General features: G+C 57.6%; 18 protein-coding genes. 10 read left to right on the plus strand and 8 right to left on the minus strand.

Translation table 11 applies throughout. From position 1 onward, the window contains the following. Nucleotides 1-135: 135 nt before the first annotated feature. From ACA063_RS07960 to gcl, 3 genes are all read right to left on the minus strand, one after another. Nucleotides 136-1,026 carry a 2-hydroxy-3-oxopropionate reductase gene (locus ACA063_RS07960; RefSeq protein ID WP_162435957.1) on the minus strand — a complete coding sequence of 297 codons (891 nt, stop codon included), beginning with the start codon at nt 1,024-1,026 and terminating at the stop codon, nt 136-138. A gap of 191 nt (nt 1,027-1,217) precedes the next feature. Continuing rightward, complete coding sequence (gene hyi, locus ACA063_RS07965) at nt 1,218-2,000, minus strand: hydroxypyruvate isomerase (RefSeq protein ID WP_194690637.1); 783 nt, start codon at nt 1,998-2,000, stop codon at nt 1,218-1,220. Nucleotides 2,001-2,144: 144 nt separating this feature from the next. Next, entirely contained in the window at nt 2,145-3,920 is a 1,776-nt protein-coding gene (gene gcl, locus ACA063_RS07970) for a glyoxylate carboligase (protein ID WP_194690636.1), read from the minus strand. A gap of 267 nt (nt 3,921-4,187) precedes the next feature. On the opposite strand from gcl, the gene ACA063_RS07975 reads away from it, so the two are divergent. Next, nucleotides 4,188-4,628: a GlcG/HbpS family heme-binding protein gene (locus ACA063_RS07975; protein ID WP_497665416.1), complete on the plus strand. Its 441-nt coding sequence runs from the start codon at nt 4,188-4,190 to the stop codon at nt 4,626-4,628. A gap of 198 nt (nt 4,629-4,826) precedes the next feature. Then, nucleotides 4,827-5,285, plus strand: coding sequence for an REP-associated tyrosine transposase (locus tag ACA063_RS07980; protein WP_497665417.1), 459 nt, complete (start codon nt 4,827-4,829; stop codon nt 5,283-5,285). 110 nt (nt 5,286-5,395) lie between these two features. Here ACA063_RS07980 and ACA063_RS07985 read toward each other — a convergent pair whose 3' ends face one another. Further along, a complete protein-coding gene (locus tag ACA063_RS07985) occupies nt 5,396-6,004 on the minus strand; it encodes a TetR/AcrR family transcriptional regulator (RefSeq protein WP_497665418.1) in 609 nt (202 codons plus the stop codon). Between the two features lie 134 nt (nt 6,005-6,138). Here ACA063_RS07985 and ACA063_RS07990 point away from each other — a divergent pair, with 134 nt between their 5' ends. Beyond that, complete coding sequence (locus ACA063_RS07990) at nt 6,139-7,053, plus strand: DUF808 domain-containing protein (protein ID WP_497665419.1); 915 nt, start codon at nt 6,139-6,141, stop codon at nt 7,051-7,053. Between the two features lie 171 nt (nt 7,054-7,224). Here ACA063_RS07990 and ACA063_RS07995 read toward each other — a convergent pair whose 3' ends face one another. Both ACA063_RS07995 and ACA063_RS08000 read right to left on the minus strand, forming a co-directional pair. Beyond that, a complete protein-coding gene (locus ACA063_RS07995; RefSeq protein ID WP_497665420.1) occupies nt 7,225-8,013 on the minus strand; it encodes an MlaA family lipoprotein in 789 nt (262 codons plus the stop codon). Next, the gene (locus ACA063_RS08000; protein ID WP_162436046.1) at nt 8,006-9,304 is read right to left on the minus strand and encodes a serine/threonine protein kinase; all 1,299 of its coding nucleotides are present in this window, start codon (nt 9,302-9,304) and stop codon (nt 8,006-8,008) included. The genes ACA063_RS07995 and ACA063_RS08000 overlap by 8 nt, the downstream gene beginning before the upstream one ends. Before the next feature lie 223 nt (nt 9,305-9,527). Between ACA063_RS08000 and ACA063_RS08005 the strand changes: the two genes are divergently transcribed. Beyond that, nucleotides 9,528-9,896: a hypothetical protein gene (locus ACA063_RS08005; protein WP_497665421.1), complete on the plus strand. Its 369-nt coding sequence runs from the start codon at nt 9,528-9,530 to the stop codon at nt 9,894-9,896. Nucleotides 9,897-10,125: 229 nt separating this feature from the next. Continuing rightward, nucleotides 10,126-11,172, plus strand: a complete 1,047-nt coding sequence (locus ACA063_RS08010) for an RHS repeat-associated core domain-containing protein (RefSeq protein WP_497665422.1) — start codon at nt 10,126-10,128, stop codon at nt 11,170-11,172. A 34-nt stretch (nt 11,173-11,206) separates the two neighbouring features. Here the strand turns inward: ACA063_RS08010 and ACA063_RS08015 are convergent, their stop codons facing one another. Further along, nucleotides 11,207-12,802, minus strand: a complete 1,596-nt coding sequence (locus tag ACA063_RS08015) for a glycoside hydrolase family 17 protein (protein WP_497665423.1) — start codon at nt 12,800-12,802, stop codon at nt 11,207-11,209. Nucleotides 12,803-13,103: 301 nt separating this feature from the next. On the opposite strand from ACA063_RS08015, the gene ACA063_RS08020 reads away from it, so the two are divergent. The 3 genes from ACA063_RS08020 to ACA063_RS08030 all read left to right on the plus strand — a co-directional run bounded on the left by ACA063_RS08020 (nt 13,104) and on the right by ACA063_RS08030 (nt 16,162). Then, entirely contained in the window at nt 13,104-13,955 is an 852-nt protein-coding gene (locus ACA063_RS08020; protein WP_162436050.1) for a glycine betaine ABC transporter substrate-binding protein, read from the plus strand. Between the two features lie 240 nt (nt 13,956-14,195). Further along, nucleotides 14,196-14,507, plus strand: coding sequence for a DUF485 domain-containing protein (locus tag ACA063_RS08025; protein ID WP_123434089.1), 312 nt, complete (start codon nt 14,196-14,198; stop codon nt 14,505-14,507). Further along, nucleotides 14,504-16,162, plus strand: coding sequence for a cation acetate symporter (locus tag ACA063_RS08030; protein ID WP_162436052.1), 1,659 nt, complete (start codon nt 14,504-14,506; stop codon nt 16,160-16,162). The genes ACA063_RS08025 and ACA063_RS08030 overlap by 4 nt, the downstream gene beginning before the upstream one ends. A 286-nt stretch (nt 16,163-16,448) precedes the next feature. Here the strand turns inward: ACA063_RS08030 and gltA are convergent, their stop codons facing one another. Further along, nucleotides 16,449-17,738: a citrate synthase gene (gene gltA, locus ACA063_RS08035; protein ID WP_003222994.1), complete on the minus strand. Its 1,290-nt coding sequence runs from the start codon at nt 17,736-17,738 to the stop codon at nt 16,449-16,451. Nucleotides 17,739-18,101: 363 nt separating this feature from the next. Here gltA and sdhC point away from each other — a divergent pair, with 363 nt between their 5' ends. Further along, nucleotides 18,102-18,476 carry a succinate dehydrogenase, cytochrome b556 subunit gene (sdhC, locus tag ACA063_RS08040; RefSeq protein WP_033052382.1) on the plus strand — a complete coding sequence of 125 codons (375 nt, stop codon included), beginning with the start codon at nt 18,102-18,104 and terminating at the stop codon, nt 18,474-18,476. Further along, a complete protein-coding gene (gene sdhD, locus ACA063_RS08045; protein ID WP_007977503.1) occupies nt 18,470-18,838 on the plus strand; it encodes a succinate dehydrogenase, hydrophobic membrane anchor protein in 369 nt (122 codons plus the stop codon). Before sdhC ends, sdhD begins: the two co-directional genes overlap by 7 nt. The last annotated feature ends 3 nt before the right edge of the window (nt 18,839-18,841 follow it).

An 18,841-nucleotide genomic window follows, 5' to 3' on the forward strand; every position in this document is an offset into this window, starting at 1 on the left:
TTCTTGTTTTTGGAGGTGGAGCAGCTCTGATCCTTGTGGGAGCCAGCCTGCTGGCGATTCAGGCGCTGAGGTCTACCAGACACACCGCGTTGATTTCATCGCTAGCAGGCTAGCTCCTACAGGTTCAGGCAGGGCTTATTTATCGCGAATCGAGAAATTCGCCATGTGTTCCAGACCTTTGATCAGCGCCGAGTGATCCCAGTTGCTGCCGCCGATGGCCGCGCAGGTGCTGAACACTTGCTGGGTGTTAGCGGTGTTCGGCAGGTTGATGCCCAACTCGCGAGCACCGGCCAGGGCCAGGTTCAGGTCTTTCTGGTGCAGGCTGATGCGGAAGCCCGGATCAAAGGTGCCTTTGATCATGCGCTCGCCGTGCACTTCGAGGATTTTCGACGAGGCGAAACCGCCCATCAGCGCTTCACGCACCTTGGCTGGATCGGCACCGTTTTTCGACGCGAACAACAGGGCTTCGGCGACGGCCTGGATGTTCAGTGCAACGATGATCTGGTTAGCCACTTTCGCGGTTTGACCGTCGCCATTGCCACCGACCAGGGTGATGTTCTTGCCCATGGCCTGGAACAGCGGCAGTACGCGTTCAAAGGCATCGGCATCGCCGCCGACCATGATGCTCAGGGTCGCGGCTTTGGCGCCGACTTCACCGCCGGACACCGGCGCGTCGAGGTACTGGGCGCCTTTTTCGTTGATTTTCGCAGCGAAGGCTTTGGTGGCGGTGGGCGAGATCGAGCTCATGTCGATCACGACTTTGCCTTTGCCAACACCGGCGGCGATGCCGTCAGCGCGGAACAGCACGTCGTCGACCTGCGGGGTGTCCGGCACCATGACAATGATGAATTCAGCTTCCTGAGCGACTTCTTTCGGGTTCGCCAGGGCGACGGCGCCAGCGGCGATCAGGTCGGCGGGCGCAGCGTCGTGGTGTTGCGACAGGAACAGGCTGTGACCGGCTTTCTGCAGGTTCAACGCCATTGGGTGGCCCATGATGCCAGTGCCGATAAATCCGATTTTAGCCATGAGAAATTCCTCTTATTGTCTTGCTCCCGACCCTGAGTCGGTGAGCTTTGTGGCGAGGGGATTTATCCCCGTTGGGCAGCGAAGCGGCCCTTCTTTTTCGGCGATTCAGTCAGACCGCATTTATAGGTTTCACGACTGCTGCGCAGCCGAACGGGGATGAATCCCCTCACCACAAGGGCCCGACATCAATCTCAGATCGCGTTGTGGGTTTTGAGCCAGCCCAGGCCGGCTTCAGTGGTGGTCAGCGGTTTGTATTCACAGCCGACCCATCCCTGATAACCGATGCGGTCCAGGTGTTCGAACAGGAAGCGGTAATTGATTTCACCGGTGCCAGGTTCGTTGCGTCCCGGGTTATCGGCCAACTGGATATGGTTGATCTCGCCCAGGTGCGCAGCCATGGTGCGGGCCAGGTCGCCCTCCATGATTTGCATGTGATAGATGTCATATTGCAGGAACAGATTGGCACTGCCGACCTGTTCGCGAATCGACAGGGCTTGCGCCGTGTTGTTCAGGTAGAACCCCGGGATGTCGCGGGTGTTGATCGCCTCCATCACCAGTTTGATGCCCGCCGCCTGCAGCTTGTCGGCTGCGTACTTGAGGTTGGTGACAAAGGTTTTTTCGACCGTGGCGTCGTCGACACCTTGTGGACGAATACCGGCCAGGCAGTTGATCTGGGTGTTGCCCAACACTTGCGCGTAGGCGATGGCCAGGTCGACACCGGCGCGGAATTCTTCCACCCGATCCGGCAGGCACGCGATGCCGCGTTCGCCCTTGGCCCAGTCACCGGCCGGCAAGTTGAACAGCACTTGGGTCAGGCCATTGGCGTCGAGAGTGGCTTTGATTTCAGCCGAGCTGAAATCGTAAGGAAACAGGTACTCGACACCACTGAAACCAGCCTTGGCGGCAGCTTCGAAACGGGCAAGGAAATCCTGTTCGGTGAACAGCATGGACAGGTTGGCTGCGAAACGCGGCATGGTGGTCTCCTGTAAGTTCAGTTCCCTGTAGCAGCTGTCGAGGTACGAGGCTGCGTTGGGCTGCGAAGCGGCCCCCGACGGCGGTCCTGCGGACACGCAACGCAGCCTCGTGCCTCGGCAGCTGCTACAGGTACAAGGTCGTTCTTAATCCAACAACGAAATCGCAGTCGGTGCGTCGTTGCCGACCAGCGCCAGGTCTTCGAATTCGTTGACGGCGTTGATCTCGGTGCCCATGGAAATGTTGGTCACGCGCTCCAGAATAATCTCGACGATGACGGGCACCTTGAACTCTTCGATCAGTTCCTGAGCCTTGCGCAGGGCAGGCTGGATCTGATCAGGTTCGAACACACGCAGTGCCTTGCAGCCCAGACCTTCGGCCACTGCGACGTGGTCGACACCGTAACCGTTGAGTTCCGGAGCGTTCAGGTTATCGAAGGACAGCTGCACGCAGTAGTCCATATCGAAACCGCGCTGCGCCTGACGAATCAGCCCCAGGTACGAGTTGTTTACCACAACATGAATGTACGGCAGCTTGAACTGCGCGCCCACGGCCAATTCTTCGATCATGAACTGGAAATCATAGTCGCCCGACAGCGCCACGACCTTGCGGGTCGGATCTGCCTTGACCACGCCCAGCGCGGCCGGGATGGTCCAGCCCAGCGGGCCGGCCTGGCCGCAGTTGATCCAGTGGCGAGGCTTATAGACGTGCAGGAACTGTGCGCCGGCAATCTGCGACAGACCAATGGTGCTGACGTAGCAGGTGTCTTTGCCGAACACCTGGTTCATCTCTTCGTAAACGCGTTGCGGCTTGACCGGTACGTTATCGAAGTGAGTCTTGCGGTGCAGGCTGGCTTTACGCTGTTGGCAATCTTGCAGCCAGGCGCTGCGGTTTTTCAGTTTGCCGGCAGCTTGCCACTCGCGAGCAACTTCGATGAACACGGTCAGCGCGGCAGCGGCGTCGGAAACGATGCCCAGGTCCGGGGTGAACACGCGGCCGATCTGGGTGGGTTCGATGTCGACGTGAATGAATTTGCGGCCTTCGGTGTAAACGTCAATCGAACCGGTGTGGCGGTTGGCCCAACGGTTGCCGACGCCCAGCACCAGATCGGACTTGAGCATTGTCGCGTTGCCGTAACGATGCGAGGTCTGCAGGCCCACCATACCCACCATCAACGGGTGATCGTCCGGGATAGTGCCCCAGCCCATCAGGGTCGGGATAACCGGGATACCGGTCAGTTCAGCGAACTCGACCAACAGGTCGGCCGCATCGGCATTGATGATGCCACCACCGGCAACCAGCAATGGACGCTCAGCTTGATCGAGCATGGCCAGGGCCTTCTCGATTTGCACGCGATTCGCGGTCGGCTTGGCCAGCGGCAGTGGCTCGTAGGCGTCGATGTCGAATTCGATTTCAGCCATCTGCACGTCGAACGGCAGGTCGATCAGCACGGGGCCTGGACGGCCGGAGCGCATTTCGTAGAAGGCTTTCTGGAACGCGTAGGGCACCTGGCCCGGCTCCATGACGGTGGTCGACCACTTGGTGACAGGTTTGACGATTGCGGTGATGTCGACGGCCTGGAAGTCTTCCTTATGCATACGGGCGCGAGGTGCTTGCCCGGTAATGCAGAGGATCGGGATCGAGTCGGCCGAGGCGCTGTAGAGCCCGGTGACCATGTCCGTACCGGCAGGGCCGGAAGTGCCGATGCACACGCCGATGTTGCCAGCCTTGGTGCGGGTGTAGCCCTCAGCCATGTGCGAGGCGCCTTCAACGTGGCGAGCGAGGACGTGATCGATGCCACCGACCTTCTGCAGGGCGGAGTACAGCGGGTTGATCGCGGCGCCGGGGATGCCAAAAGCGGTATCAACCCCTTCACGGCGCATCACCAGAACGGCGGCTTCGATTGCTCTCATTTTGCTCATGGTTTTGTGCCTCTTACGTTTTGTAATTGTATACAAGTGGCTTTGCGCAGAGTGTATTCACGGCGGACGGCGCAGGTCAATCCATTTTCTCAAGCGAGTGTTTCATTCGTCGGAAGCCCGTTCTGCTGTGGCTTTTCGTCGCATGTCGCGCTTTTCGATAATTATTGTATACAAAAAAATAATTCATTGTGTTCTATTTGTTGCATCGGACTGCGGCACTTCGGCGCAGTCCACTGGCTTTCCCTATAACAAAATGAGGACGGCACCATGAGCGCTTTAACCTTGAAAGTTGCAATCAACCTGACCAGTCAGGCCATCTCCGCTGCGCGTGCAATCAACGCAGCGCCTTTAACCATCGCCGTGCTGGACGCCGGCGGCCACCTTATCTCCCTGCAGCGCGAAGACGGCGCCAGCCTGCTACGCCCGCAAATAGCCATCGGCAAAGCGTGGGGCGCCATCGCCCTGGGCAAAGGCTCTCGCCTGCTGGCACTGGACGCCCAGCAACGACCGGCCTTCATCGCGGCATTGAATAGCCTTGGGCAGGGCAGCGTCGTGCCGGCACCGGGTGGTGTGCTCGTGCGGGATCAGGACGGAAATGTGCTGGGGGCGGTGGGGATCAGCGGGGATTTGTCGGACGTTGATGAACAGTGCGCGATCAATGCGATTGAGGCATTGGGGTTGCGGGCGGATGCGGGGGTGAGTGCTTGATTTTGTAGTGACTGATCTATCGCCATCGCCAGCAGGCTGGCTCCCACAGGAAAATATCTGAGTGACAGAGATCAATTGTGGGAGCCAGCCTGCTGGCGATGGCGGACTATCAGACACATCCAGCTAAATGTCTGCCCCGCCCTTGGGTTATGTCAGGTCTAGCCTTCCTCATGAATTAATCATGCTAGGGGCAAAGGAATGCCGGATTTACCCGCTTCAAACCGCTTACGCATTGGCCGATTTGCCGAGCCAAACCGCATCTATCTTTTGACCGCCAACACGCTCGCCAGAAAACCTGTTTTCAAGGATTTCATCTTGGGCAGATTGGTCGTCGCGCAGTTTCGCGCGGCACAAGACCAAGGCTGCGTTAACTCATTAGCCTGGGTCGTTATGCCCGATCACTTTCATTGGCTGGTCGAGTTACAGCAGGGGTCGTTGGGCGACCTGATGCAAAAGACTAAATCACTGAGCACCCAGGCAGTGAACCGGTTCACTGGCCGCAAGATCGCTCTCTGGCAAAAAGGCTTTCACGACCGGGCTCTGCGGCGAGAGGAGGATTTGGTAAAAGTGGCTCGGTATGTCGTGGCCAACCCGTTGCGGGCTGGACTGGTGGAGAAGCTTGGCGACTATCCGCTGTGGGATGCCATTTGGGTTTGAGCTGAAACCGAGTTGTCTTCATCGCTAGCAGGCTAGCTCCCACAGGGGATCTATAGCGCTCACAAATCCCCTGTGGGAGCTAGCCTGCTAGCGAAAAAGTCACCGCAATCTTAATGGTCCGGCTCACACCCCTTCAACACCAACCGGATAATCGTCTGTGCTGCCGCTTCATAATCTTCTTCATCCAGCTTGGCCTTGCCGGTAATGGCAGTGATCTGCCAGTCGAAGTCGGCGTACGTCTGGGTTGCTGCCCAGATGCTGAACATCAGGTGATTGGGGTCGATGGTTGCGATCTGGCCGCGGTCGATCCAGGTCTGGATGCAGTCAATGTTGTGCTTGGCCTGGCTGTTGAGCTGTTCGACCAGATCCGCACTTAAGTGTGGGGCACCGTGCATGATTTCGCTGGCGAACACCTTGGAGGCAAAAGGCAGGTCGCGGGAGATGCGGATTTTCGAGCGGATGTAGCCGCTCAGCACTTCACTGGGCACACCGTCGGCGTTGAATGGCGTCGAGGCCTGCAGAATCGGCTCGATGATGCTTTCCAGGACCTCGCGGTAGAGGTTTTCCTTGGATTTGAAGTAGTAGTAGACGTTGGGCTTGGGCAATCCCGCCTTGGCGGCGATGTCACTGGTTTTGGTCGCAGCGAAGCCCTTGTCGGCAAATTCTTCACTGGCGGCACGCAGGATCAGTTCTTTGTTGCGCTCGCGGATAGTGCTCATAAACCCGGTGGTTCCTTGCCTGTGCTGGCGGTTGCGCATGGTAGCACCGGCTTCGCGCGGCGCTCAAGAATGCCCCGCCGCGTCGTGGGCAGGCTATGCTGCGCAGCATTCACTCTTCGAAGGAAAACTCATTCATGGCAGGAAGCAGTTTGCTGTTGCTGATCGACGACATCGCCGCAGTACTCGACGATGTGGCGTTGATGACCAAAATGGCTGCCAAAAAGACCGCTGGCGTACTCGGTGACGACCTGGCGCTCAATGCCCAGCAAGTGTCCGGCGTGCGGGCCGAGCGGGAAATTCCGGTGGTCTGGGCTGTCGCCAAGGGGTCGTTTCTCAACAAATTGATCCTGGTGCCATCGGCGCTGGCCATCAGTGCATTCATTCCCTGGCTGGTCACACCGTTGTTGATGGTCGGTGGCGCTTACCTGTGTTTTGAAGGTTTCGAGAAACTCGCGCACAAATTCCTGCACAGCAAGGCCGAGGATCAGGCCGAGCATGCACAGCTGGTTGAAGCCGTAGCCGATCCGGCGACCGATCTTGTGGCGTTCGAAAAGGACAAGATCAAGGGTGCCATTCGCACCGACTTCATTCTGTCCGCGGAAATCATCGCCATTACCCTGGGCACCGTGGCGGGCGCTTCGCTGACCCAGCAGGTCATCGTGCTATCGGGCATTGCCATTGTGATGACGGTGGGTGTCTATGGGCTGGTGGCAGGCATCGTCAAACTTGACGATCTCGGCCTGTGGCTGACCCAGAAGCCCGGTCAGATGGCCAAAAGCATTGGCAACGGCATTCTGCGCGCGGCGCCTTACATGATGAAAAGCCTGTCGGTGATTGGTACGGCGGCGATGTTTTTGGTCGGCGGCGGGATTCTGACTCATGGCGTGCCGGTGATTCATCACTGGATCGAAAGCGTCAGCGCAAGTGCTGGCGGGGCTGGTTTTATCGTGCCGATGTTGCTGAATGCCGTGGCGGGGATTGTGGCGGGTGCGGTGGTATTGGCCGGCGTGATGGCTGTGAGTAAGATCTGGAAGGCGCTGAAGAGTTAAACCTGTAGGAGTGAGCCTGCTCGCGAGGCGGTGTGTCAGTCAACATTAACGTTGAATGTCATATCGCTATCGCGAGCAGGCTCACTCCTACAGGGAATATGTGGTGTTGTTAACTGCATGAAAAAGGCCATTCGATTCGCATCGAATGGCCTTTTTTTGTTGCCGCCGGTTTTATTCGGCGATCTGCAACTTGCGCGACTCGGTGTACACGTAGCGCACTTTCTCGTACTCGAATGGCGAGTTCAGCTGACCGTAGCGGAAGCTGGTCTGGTAGCGGCGGTCAACGCCGCGCAGCACCCAGACTTCAGGATGGTTCGAGCTGACTTCCGAGACGTTCAGGAAGTTGATCGCCGACTCGGCAGTGAAGTCCACGGCCAGGCCACCGGTGTCACGGATGTTGGAAGGACCGAGGATCGGCAGCACGAAGTACGCGCCGCCCGGCACGCCGTAGAAGCCCAGCGTCTGGCCGAAGTCTTCACTCTGGCGCGGCAGGCCCATGGCGGTGGCAGGGTCCCAAAGGCCTGCGATGCCGATGGTGGTGTTGAGTAGCAGACGTGCGGTGGTTTCCATCGAGCGCTTGCCTTTGAACTGCAGCAGGCTGTTCAACAGGTTCGGCACATCGCCGATGTTGTTGAAGAAGTTGCTGACGCCGGTGCGCAGGAAGCTCGGGGTGATGTAGCGATAGCCATCGACGACCGGCAGGAACACCCATTGGTCAAAGCGGTAGTTGAAGTGGTAAACGCGACGGTTCCACTCTTCCAGCGGGTCGTAGACGTTCAGCGCGTTGAGCGTCGAGCGTTCGAACTCGCGCTGATCCAGCCCCGGGTTGAAGGTGAGTTTGCTCAGCGGCTCCTTGAAGCCGTCACTGTCGACGACGACAGGGGCGTTGGCTTTGCTGTTGTCGGCATTGGCGACGCCTGCACAGAGTAACGCTGCGATAAGCAGGAGATATTTAGCCACGGAAGAACTCCAGCATGGCGTCGCTGTTGACGCGGTAATTAAGGTTGCCGCAATGGCCGCCCAATGGGTAAACGGTCAGGCGGTCGCCGAAGGTCTTGCGCAGGAAACCGAGGTCGCCCGGGCCGAGGATGACGTCGTCGGCGTTGTGCATGACGGAGATTTTCGGGCTGTCGCGCAGGTAATCCTTGAGCGCATACAAGCTGACCTGGTCGATCAGTTGCAGCAGGCTGCCGCCGTCAGTGCGGGCGCGCCACATCGGGATGACCTGTTCGGTGATGTAGCAATCGAAGTCGCACTGCAGCGCACGCTTGAGGAATGGCGTGAGGCTGGTGCCTTCGGTGATCGGGTATTTCGGGGGGGTGATCAGGCCGCGGCGGTTGATCAGGTCCGAGGTAAAGGCAATATCGGCAGCCGAGAAACGGAACGAAGTGCCGATCAGCATGGCCATCTGTTCGTTGGTCAGGTGCTGTTTGGACTGCTGGAAGTCGTAGAGCAGCGCATCGTTGAGGTCGATGTAGCCTTTTTGCTGGAAGTAGCGGGTCAGTTTGTTCAACACCAGTTCATAGAACGTCGTGCTGTTGTTGATGCCCTTCACCTCGGTCTGAACGAGTTTGTCCAGATTGGTGATGGAGGTGTAGAGGTTGACCGGCGGGTTGAGCAGCAGAACTTTCTTGAAGTTGAAGCTGCGACGGGTTTCGTCCAGGTGCGCGACGAACGCGGCATCCAGTGCGCCGAGGCTGTAGCCCGTCAGGTAATACTCGGTAACCGGCACTTTCGGGTTTTGTGCTCGAACCGCTTGCATCACCCGGTACATGTCTTCGGCATCTTCCTTGGTGATGCCCGGGGTCGCGAAGCGTGAAGCGGCGCTGATGAAGTCGAAGCTTGTCGGCGACGACAACTGCACGACGTGGTAACCCGCTTTGTAGTAGAGCTTCTTCAGGTACTCGTTAAGGCTGCTGTCATAGCGCGCACCGGTGCCGGCGATCAGGAAGATCAGCGGCGCCGCTTTATCCTGGGTCGCGATACGGTAGGTCAGTTTTTTTACCGCCCAGAAGTTATCCGGCAGTTCGAAGGCGCGCTCCGGTCGCAGGGTAATGCTGCGATCCTCCTGATTGATGTCGTCGTCCAGCGGCAGCTCCGGACGCAGGTCCGGTGGGGTCGTGGCAATGGTCGCCTCGAACGGGTTGGTCAAGGGGTAGCCATAACTGGCGGCGTCGATGTCGACCGCCAGTGCGGACGCACTCAAAATAAGGCCGCCAAACAGGGCGGCGAAGCGCAAGGAACGGAGCATGACTAGATCCCTTAGAGGAAGGTGCCGGATGAAGTTCGCAGGCTATGACCACAGGTTCGGTGCCAAAGTGCCACGCATCGGCACCAAACTGGCTTAATTCCGGGTAATAGAAGCTGGACGATACACTTTGCGGCTGTTTCATGACTAGTTATCTGTTACGCGCGTTTGCTTAAAGCCGCGAGGGGATTAAGCTGGCCGCCGTTTTCGTCTATTGGAGTGCTCCATGTCTCGCCGTCTGCCCGTGATTTTGCTGCTTGTTTTGCTGCCGATATGGCTGGCCGCCAGTTATGGCGCGCGTTATGGCTTCATGGAGGATGCGCAATGGGTCGGGCTTTGCGTGGATGAGGCGAATCGTTGGGAGTGTCAGGTTCGTTCGAACCTGGGCTTGATGATTCATTTCAACGTGTTGGGCTGGTCAGCGGTCGCGGCGGCTGTGATCGGTTTCTTGCTGCCGGGGCGGGCAGGGTGGTGGTTGGCGGTGCTGGCGCTGGTGTTGGGGTTCCCGGCGTTGGCTTTATACAACACGACGCTGGCTGTGTTTGCGGTGGTGATTGCTGCTTTGCGGTTGGTCAGGGCGCCTCGTACTGTTTAATAGTCAGTCATCGCGAGCAGGCTCACTCCTACATTTTGACCGTGTCCAACAGGCGGGCGCGGTCAAAATGTAGGAGTGAGCCTGCTCGCGAGCAGGCCGGTAAGGTTGGCAAATGTCCCATCTAACATAGTCAGGTTGCAGCTTCTACCTAACAGTTCTGATAGTAGACAGCCCTTCTGATAACTCCGAATCTAGCTATCCAACCCTGGATATGAAACGGAGCAACGCCATGACTGTTCAGCGAGAGACGTTGCTCTGCCGCTATCAATACGACCCGCTGGATCGGGTGATGAATTGCGCGCCCTTGAATCAGGACGGTGTTCAGCGCTTTTATCGGAAAAATCGTCTGAGTACTGAGATCCAGGGGTCGGTGCGGTACTCGGTGTTCGAGCACGAATCGCAGCTCATGGCGCAGCAACAGCGTGAGGCGGGGCGGGTGGACTGCGCTTTGCTCGCCACTGATTTGCAACGCTCGGTGTTGCATATGGTTGCTGTTGGTGAGCATCAACGGCCTGTTTATGCTCCCTATGGTCATCGATCACCTGAAAGCGGTCTGAGCAGTCTTTTGGGTTTCAATGGTGAGCGACGGGATCCGGTCACCGGGCATTATTTGCTGGGGAACGGGTATCGCGCGTTTAACCCGGTGTTGATGCGATTCAACAGCCCGGACAGTTTGAGTCCGTTTGGGAAGGGTGGGGTGAATGCTTATGCGTATTGCGCTTGGGATCCGGTCAACATGGTGGACCCGATGGGGGAGTTTGCATTATTTGCTCGAGGAGTTTCGCAACTTACATCTGCGGCACATTCGGCCTCCCGGCAAATTGGAAAAGGCCTGAGCGCAATGAAAAAAAGCGTGATAGGTCGCTTGAATAAAGCACCGAAATCGCCTCGGCCTGGGCATGGGCCGTTGACTACGATCGAGTCAGGCCGGCAGGGGCTAACGAAGACAGTACCCAAAAAACAAAGCGCCCAGGTAAAGGAGGCGATGGCAAAAGCGAATGAATTGAATTTTTATGATGTGGGAGCAAAATATCAACGCGCCGCATTACCAATCGCTATAAACGAACCGAGAGCGGCGCAATTGCAGCGCATAGCTAAAGCAAAGCAATTTCCGGAGGTCATAAAATATAACTTCCCTGCGGATTACCCTAAATCTCTTTCCGAATTTCAACTGGCTGATAGGAATCTAGGCAACGCAGTTTTGGATCATGTATTGCAATTCCCTGGAGAATTAATGCATACAGAGTCGCTAGTAGCATTAATAAGAAGGGTGTGACCAAACCGAAATAATTAAGGGATTGGCCTTGTCGTCAACCCCTGCGAACCCGCAAACACCGCCACAACGCCGCCACCATCAACACACTCACCAGCGCCCAACCCCAGGCCTGCTGGTTCTGCAGCCCTTCACGAAACAACTGCGGCGCAATGCCAGCGCCCACAATGAAGGTCAGCAATGCAATCTCCCGGCGCGGCACGTTCACCGGGCGGCACAGGTAGACCAGTGCCGGGACGATGAACGCCATGCTCGGGAAGCTGCGATAGCGCGGGTCGAAGACCAGTTCCAGCATCGTCACCGCTGCCGCGAAGCCTGCGAACGCAACCAGCCAACCCGCCCGGCGTTCAAGCACGTTAAACGCACTATCACGCCAGCCGGTACGGGCACTCAAGGTCAGCGCGGCATGGACCAGTACCAGTAAGTTCAACGCCGTCAGCAACCCGACCCACAACCATTCACTGGTGAACCGTGTAGTGACCCGTGCCAGGTCGCCCCAGGCGCCAATCGAGCAGGCGGCCAGCGCGCCGAGCAGCGGTAGAACCAGAGCTGCACGAGTGCTGCGTACGCGGCCGCCAAGGATCAGCGTGCCCAGAAAGATCAAGCTGCCCACAACCAGCCACTGCGACCAGTACGGCACATTCGACACCGGACCCGCCAATACGCCTTTGTCCTGGCGATCTGCATCGAACAGTCCCCAGTAACCACCCACCGCGCCTTCACTCGCGCGTTTCCACGGCTGGTCAAACGCCTCGATCAGGTTGTAATGCCAGCCTTGTTGTTCGGCCATCGCGACGAAGCCCCGAATGAATTTCGCCTCGTTGACCCGGCTTGGCAATGCGGTCTCGCGCTGACGGCCTTCGCTCGGCCAACCGGTTTCGCCGATCACTACATCTTTTGGAGCGAACTTGTTGCCGAATACTTGTCGCACTTCGGCGACATGCTGGAGGGCTGCATCAATGTTCGAAGGTTCATCTTCCCAATACGGCAGCAGGTGAATCGTCAGGAAGTCCACCGCCGGCGCGATTTCCGGGTGCTTGAGCCAGAACTCCCAGACGTCGGCGTAAGTGACAGGCTGTTTGACCTGGCTTTTGACTTTATTGATCAACCTGGCCAGTTGCGCACCGGTCACTTCCTTACGCAGCAAGGCTTCGTTGCCGACGATGACCGAGGTCACCACGTCCGCGTTGGCGTTGGCCGAGGCGATCAGCAGGTCCACTTCTTTCTCGGTGTCCACCGGGTTGCTGTTGACCCAGGCACCGATCATCAGCTTCAGACCATGTTTGCGCGCCAGATCGGGCAGGGCTTCGAGGCCGGTCATCGAGTATGTGCGGATGCATTCAAATCGGGTGGCCAGCAGCGCGAGGTCCGCGTCCATGCGCTCGGGGCGCAATTTGAACGGCACGTCAAACGGCGACTGGTCTTTGTCGAACGGGGTGTAGGAGGCGCATTGCAACTTGTGCGTCGCGCTGGCCACGTCGGGCAGGATCACGGGTTTGCCCAGGCCGTACCAGAAACCACCCAAGGCAAACAGCCCCAGCAGGCAAGCGAACAGGTAGGCAAAAAAAGGAAATCGGGTAGTCGCGGACATGGTCAGGCCGTGTGGGAGCAAAGCCGCGCATGTTACCTGCATTTGCCTCGCGCTTGGTGGCGTACATGGTTTTGACATGCAAAGTTCGGGCGGATCGGCCTGTGTGCTTTGCCCGGTCAGGGTTAATGGCGTTCTGATGTCGTTTCTCGATGCCTTGAGGTCGCTGGCAGAGAAGGTCGCAGTTGTCGTGAGGTTGATGATCAAGGCATCAGCGCGTTTATAGAGACATCGCGCTGATGATCCAACGAGTTTGCAGTGAAGCGTGATGGGCGCACGGCGCACCAAAACAATACGTTGACGCGACTCGGCATCCGTCGAGCGCAGCACTTTCGGGGAAGTAACGATGAAGATGCGACGACTTTTAGGCGCGGGTGCCGCTCTGGTGCTTGCGATTGGCTCCACAATGGCCAATGCCGAGAGCAAAACCCTGAGCATCGGTTATGTCGACGGATGGTCCGACAGCGTCGCGACCACGCATGTGGCCGCCGAGGTGATCAAGCAGAAGCTGGGTTATGACGTGAAACTCCAGGCGGTGGCGACCGGGATCATGTGGCAGGGCGTGGCAACCGGCAAACTCGACGCCATGCTGTCCGCGTGGCTGCCGGTGACTCACGGCGACTACTGGACCAAGAACAAGGACCAGGTCGTCGACTACGGCCCGAACTTCAAGGACGCCAAAATCGGCTTGATCGTGCCGGAATACGTCAAAGCCAAGTCGATTGAGGACCTGAAAACCGACGATAGCTTCAAAGGTCGCATTGTTGGCATCGACGCAGGGTCGGGCGTGATGCTCAAGACCGATCAGGCCATCAAGGATTACGGACTGACCAACTACACCCTCAAGGCCAGTTCCGGCGCTGGCATGATTGCCGAGCTGACCCGTGCCGAGAAGAAAAACGAATCCATTGCCGTCACCGGTTGGGTGCCGCACTGGATGTTCGCGAAGTGGAAACTGCGCTTCCTCGACGACCCGAAAGGCGTTTATGGCGCAGCTGAAACCGTTAACAGCATCGGCAGCAAAGAGCTGGCGACCAAAGCACCGGAAGTGGCCAAGTTCCTGAAGAACTTCCAGTGGGCGTCGAAAGACGAAATCGGCGAAGTCATGTTGGCGATTCAGGATGGCGCCAAGCCGGATGCAGCGGCGAAGGATTGGGTTGCCAAACACCCGGAGCGTGTTGCTGACTGGATTAAATAACAGTCACCTCGTTTAACCCTGTGGGAGCGAGCCTGCTCGCGATTGCGGTGCATCAGTCAGCAATGATGTTGACGGTTGCACCGCTGTCGCGAGCCGGCTCGCTCCCACATTTATTTCTGTGTGCTGGAGTTTGGCGAGTCTGTCATGTCGTTCTAATACTAAGGTCGTCTGGAACCTGGCCCGCAGCCGCATAGAGTGGATAACGTTCCAACAATAATCTGTGCTGCGAGGATAAAAACAATGAACGACAGCATTTACCTCTCGATTCAAAACAGCCCGCGCTTCAAGGAGCTGGTTAGTAAACGAGAAAAGTTCGCCTGGATTCTTTCGGCGATCATGCTTGGGCTTTACTCCGGATTCATCCTTCTGATTGCTTACGGGCCGCATGTACTGGGGGCGAAAATCAGTCCTGAGTCATCGATTACCTGGGGCATTCCGATCGGTGTCGGGTTGATTCTCTCAGCCTTTATCTTGACCGCTATTTATGTTCGACGCGCCAATGGCGAATTCGACGACCTGAACAATGCGATTCTCAAGGAGGCTCAGCAATGATCCGGCGTCTGATGGCTCTATTGAGCATTGCAGCCTTTGCGCCTGGCGCGTGGGCGGCTGAAGCCCTGACGGGCGAAGTGCACAAACAACCGCTGAACATCCCCGCGATCCTCATGTTCGTGGCGTTCGTCGGCGCAACGTTGTACATCACATACTGGGCCTCGAAGAAGAACAATTCGGCAGCCGACTACTATGCAGCGGGTGGCAAGATCACCGGCTTTCAGAACGGTCTGGCCATTGCCGGTGACTACATGTCGGCTGCGTCTTTCCTGGGTATTTCTGCCCTGGTGTTCACGTCCGGCTACGACGGCCTGATCTACTCGATCGGCTTCCTGGTGGGCTGGCCAATCATTCTGTTCCTGATCGCCGAACGTCTGCGCAACCTGGGTAAATACACCTTTGCCGACGTGGCGTCCTACCGCCTTGGGCAAACCCAGATTCGCTCGCTGTCCGCGTGCGGTTCGCTGGTGGTGGTGGCGTTCTACCTGATCGCGCAAATGGTCGGCGCCGGCAAGCTGATCCAGCTGCTGTTCGGTCTCGACTATCATGTTGCAGTGATCCTGGTCGGCATCCTGATGTGCATGTATGTGTTGTTCGGCGGCATGCTGGCGACCACGTGGGTGCAGATCATCAAGGCTGTCTTGCTGCTGTCCGGTGCCTCGTTCATGGCGCTGATGGTCATGAAGCACGTCAACTTCGATTTCAACGCACTGTTCTCCGAAGCCATCAAGGTTCACCCGAAAGGTGACGCGATCATGAGCCCGGGCGGTCTGGTGAAAGACCCGGTCTCTGCGTTCTCCCTGGGTCTGGCGCTGATGTTCGGTACCGCTGGCCTGCCGCACATTCTGATGCGCTTCTTCACCGTGAGTGATGCGAAAGAAGCTCGCAAGAGCGTGCTGTACGCGACAGGTTTCATTGGCTACTTCTATATCCTGACGTTCATCATCGGCTTCGGCGCGATCCTGCTTGTCAGCACCAACCCTGCCTTCAAAGATGCTGCCGGCGCACTGTTGGGCGGCAACAACATGGCGGCGGTGCACCTGGCCAACGCGGTCGGCGGCAGTATCTTCCTGGGCTTCATCTCGGCAGTAGCGTTCGCGACCATTCTGGCAGTAGTTGCCGGTCTGACCCTGGCCGGTGCTTCGGCGGTGTCCCACGACCTGTATGCCAGTGTGATCAAGAAGGGCAAGGCTAACGAGAAGGATGAAATTCGCGTCTCGAAAATCACCACTATCGCTTTGGCAGTGCTGGCTATCGGTCTGGGCATTCTGTTCGAAAGCCAGAACATCGCGTTCATGGTGGGCCTGGCGTTCTCCATCGCGGCGAGCTGTAACTTCCCGGTGCTGTTGCTTTCCATGTACTGGAAGAAGCTCACCACGCGTGGTGCGATGATCGGCGGCTGGCTGGGTCTGATCAGCGCTGTTGGTTTGATGGTGCTCGGTCCGACCATCTGGGTGCAGATCCTGCATCACGAGAAGGCTATCTTCCCGTATGAGTACCCTGCGTTGTTCTCGATGGCCATTGCGTTTGTGGGGATCTGGTTCTTCTCGGTCACTGACAAATCCGCGGCAGGCGTCAAGGAACGGGCGTTGTTCTTCCCGCAATTTGTTCGTTCGCAGACAGGTTTGGGGGCGAGTGGGGCGGTTTCGCACTAAGGCTTCAGGTTTGTTTGAGTAAGGTGGGTTAAACAGAAATGCCCCGATCGAGAGATCGGGGCATTTTTGTTTCCGTCTGAAGGGTGTGTGTCGCCGGATTTGACCTTATCGCCAGCAGGCTGGCTTCCACATTGGATGCGTGCTCCCTGTGGGAGCCAGCCTGCTGGCGATAGCGATGCTTCAGTCGCTGCGTGAACCCCAGGCAAACAAAAACGGCCTCCTGCTCTTTATATAAAAGCAGGAGGCCGTTTTCGGTACTGCAAAAGACGTTATCGCAAGACAGGTCTTATTTGCGGTCTTCCAGCTTGGTGATGTCACGCGACTCGTAGCCGGTGTACAGCTGGCGCGGGCGGCCAATCTTGTACGGGCTGGAGAGCATTTCTTTCCAGTGGGAGATCCAGCCGACGGTCCGCGCCAGGGCGAAGATTACGGTGAACATGCTGGTTGGAATGCCGATCGCCTTGAGGATGATCCCCGAGTAGAAGTCGACGTTCGGGTACAGCGAGCGTTCGATGAAGTAAGGGTCGGTCAGGGCGATCTCTTCCAGGCGCATGGCCAGTTCGAGTTGCGGATCGTTGTTGATGCCCAGCTCTTTCAGTACTTCGTCGCAGGTCTGCTTCATCACGGTGGCGCGAGGGTCGCGGTTTTTGTAAACCCGGTGACCGAAGCCCATCAGTTTGAACGGATCGTTCTTGTCCTTGGCCTTGGCGATGAACTTGTCGATGTTCGACACATCGCCAATTTCATCCAGCATGGTCAGAACAGCTTCGTTCGCGCCGCCGTGAGCAGGGCCCCACAGTGCAGCGATACCGGCGGCGATGCAGGCGAACGGGTTGGCACCCGAAGAGCCGGCCAGACGTACGGTGGAAGTCGATGCGTTTTGCTCGTGGTCGGCATGGAGGATGAAGATCCGGTCCATGGCCTTGGCGAGTACCGGGCTGATCGGTTTGATCTCGCACGGGGTGTTGAACATCATGTGCAGGAAGTTTTCCGCGTACGTCAGGTCGTTGCGCGGGTACATCATGGGTTGACCCATGGAGTACTTGTAAACCATCGCTGCCAGGGTCGGCATCTTGGCAACCAGGCGGATCGCGGAGATTTCGCGATGCTGCGGGTTATTGATGTCGAGGGAGTCGTGGTAGAAGGCCGAGAGGGCGCCGACTACGCCGCACATGACGGCCATCGGGTGGGCGTCGCGACGGAAGCCGTTGAAGAAGGTCTTCAGCTGCTCGTGAACCATGGTGTGGTTCTTGACGGTGCTGACGAACTGGGCCTTCTGTTCTGCGGTCGGCAATTCGCCGTTGAGCAGCAGATAGCAGGTTTCCAGGTAGTCCGACTTTTCAGCCAACTGCTCGATCGGGTAACCGCGGTGCAACAGAATGCCGTTGTCGCCGTCGATATAGGTGATCTTCGACTCGCAGGAGGCGGTCGACATGAAACCAGGGTCAAAGGTGAAACGGCCCGTGGCCGTCAGGCCCCGAACATCGATAACATCGGGACCAACGGTGCCGGTTAAAATGGGCAGCTCGACGGGGGCTGCGCCCTCGATGATCAACTGCGCTTTTTTGTCAGCCATGTGGCCTCCTATTTATGCTTGAAATCATCAGACAGACCCCCCACGCAGGGCCCGCACCACTATAGTGAGATAAATTCGAATGTCAATTTGCCTAAAGTCTTGCTCCAGAAGGCTTTAACCGTACTTTTTCCTCGAAATTGCCTGCCATTTACGCCTTTTATCCAACTTGTGCAATGCGCTATTAGGGGAAGGTGAACGCGTTGTCATTAGTAGCCTAACTGTCTATACTCGGCCACCGACCGCCAGGGGCTTTTGGGCCTGCTTTATTGGGGGTCGCATCCCTGGGTGGTGGTTACCTGACCAGTGCACTCCCCAACAACTTTGCCCTGATTGTTAGGGGCTCTTCAGTGTGAAAAAAAAGCCGTGAAAAGCCAACGACCTGTAAACCTAGACCTAAGGACCATCAAACTCCCCATCACCGGCGTTACGTCGTTTCTTCACCGTGTTTCCGGCATCATCCTCTTCCTGGGCCTTGGCTTCATGCTTTATGCATTGGGCAAGTCTCTGGGTTCCGAGGAAGGTTTTGCCGACGTGAAGGCAACCTTGACCAGCCCGCTGGCCAAGTTCGTAGCATGGGGCCTCCTGTCCGCTCTTCTGTATCACCTGGTAGCCGGTGTGCGCCACTTGATCATGGATATGGGCATCGGTGAGACGCTGGAAGGCGGCCGCCTGGGCTCGAAAATTATCATCGCCGTTTCCGTGGTGTTGATCGTTCTGGCAGGAGTTTGGATATGGTAACCAGCGTTACGAACCTTTCGCGTTCCGGCCTTTATGACTGGATGGCGCAACGTGTGTCTGCGGTCGTTCTCGCGGCTTATTTCATCTTCCTGATCGGATACCTCGCTGCGAACCCGGGCATTGGCTACGACCAATGGCACGGCCTGTTCGCCCACAACGGGATGCGTATCTTCAGTCTGCTGGCCCTTGTGGCCTTGGGCGCTCACGCCTGGGTCGGCATGTGGACCATCGCGACCGACTACCTGACGCCGATGGCGCTGGGCAAGTCCGCGACTGCAGTACGTTTCCTTTTCCAGGCAGTATGCGGCGTTGCGATGTTCGCTTACTTCGTCTGGGGTGTGCAGATTCTCTGGGGTATCTGATTC

The sequence above is a fragment of the Pseudomonas sp. LBUM1643 genome, assembly GCF_059716215.1.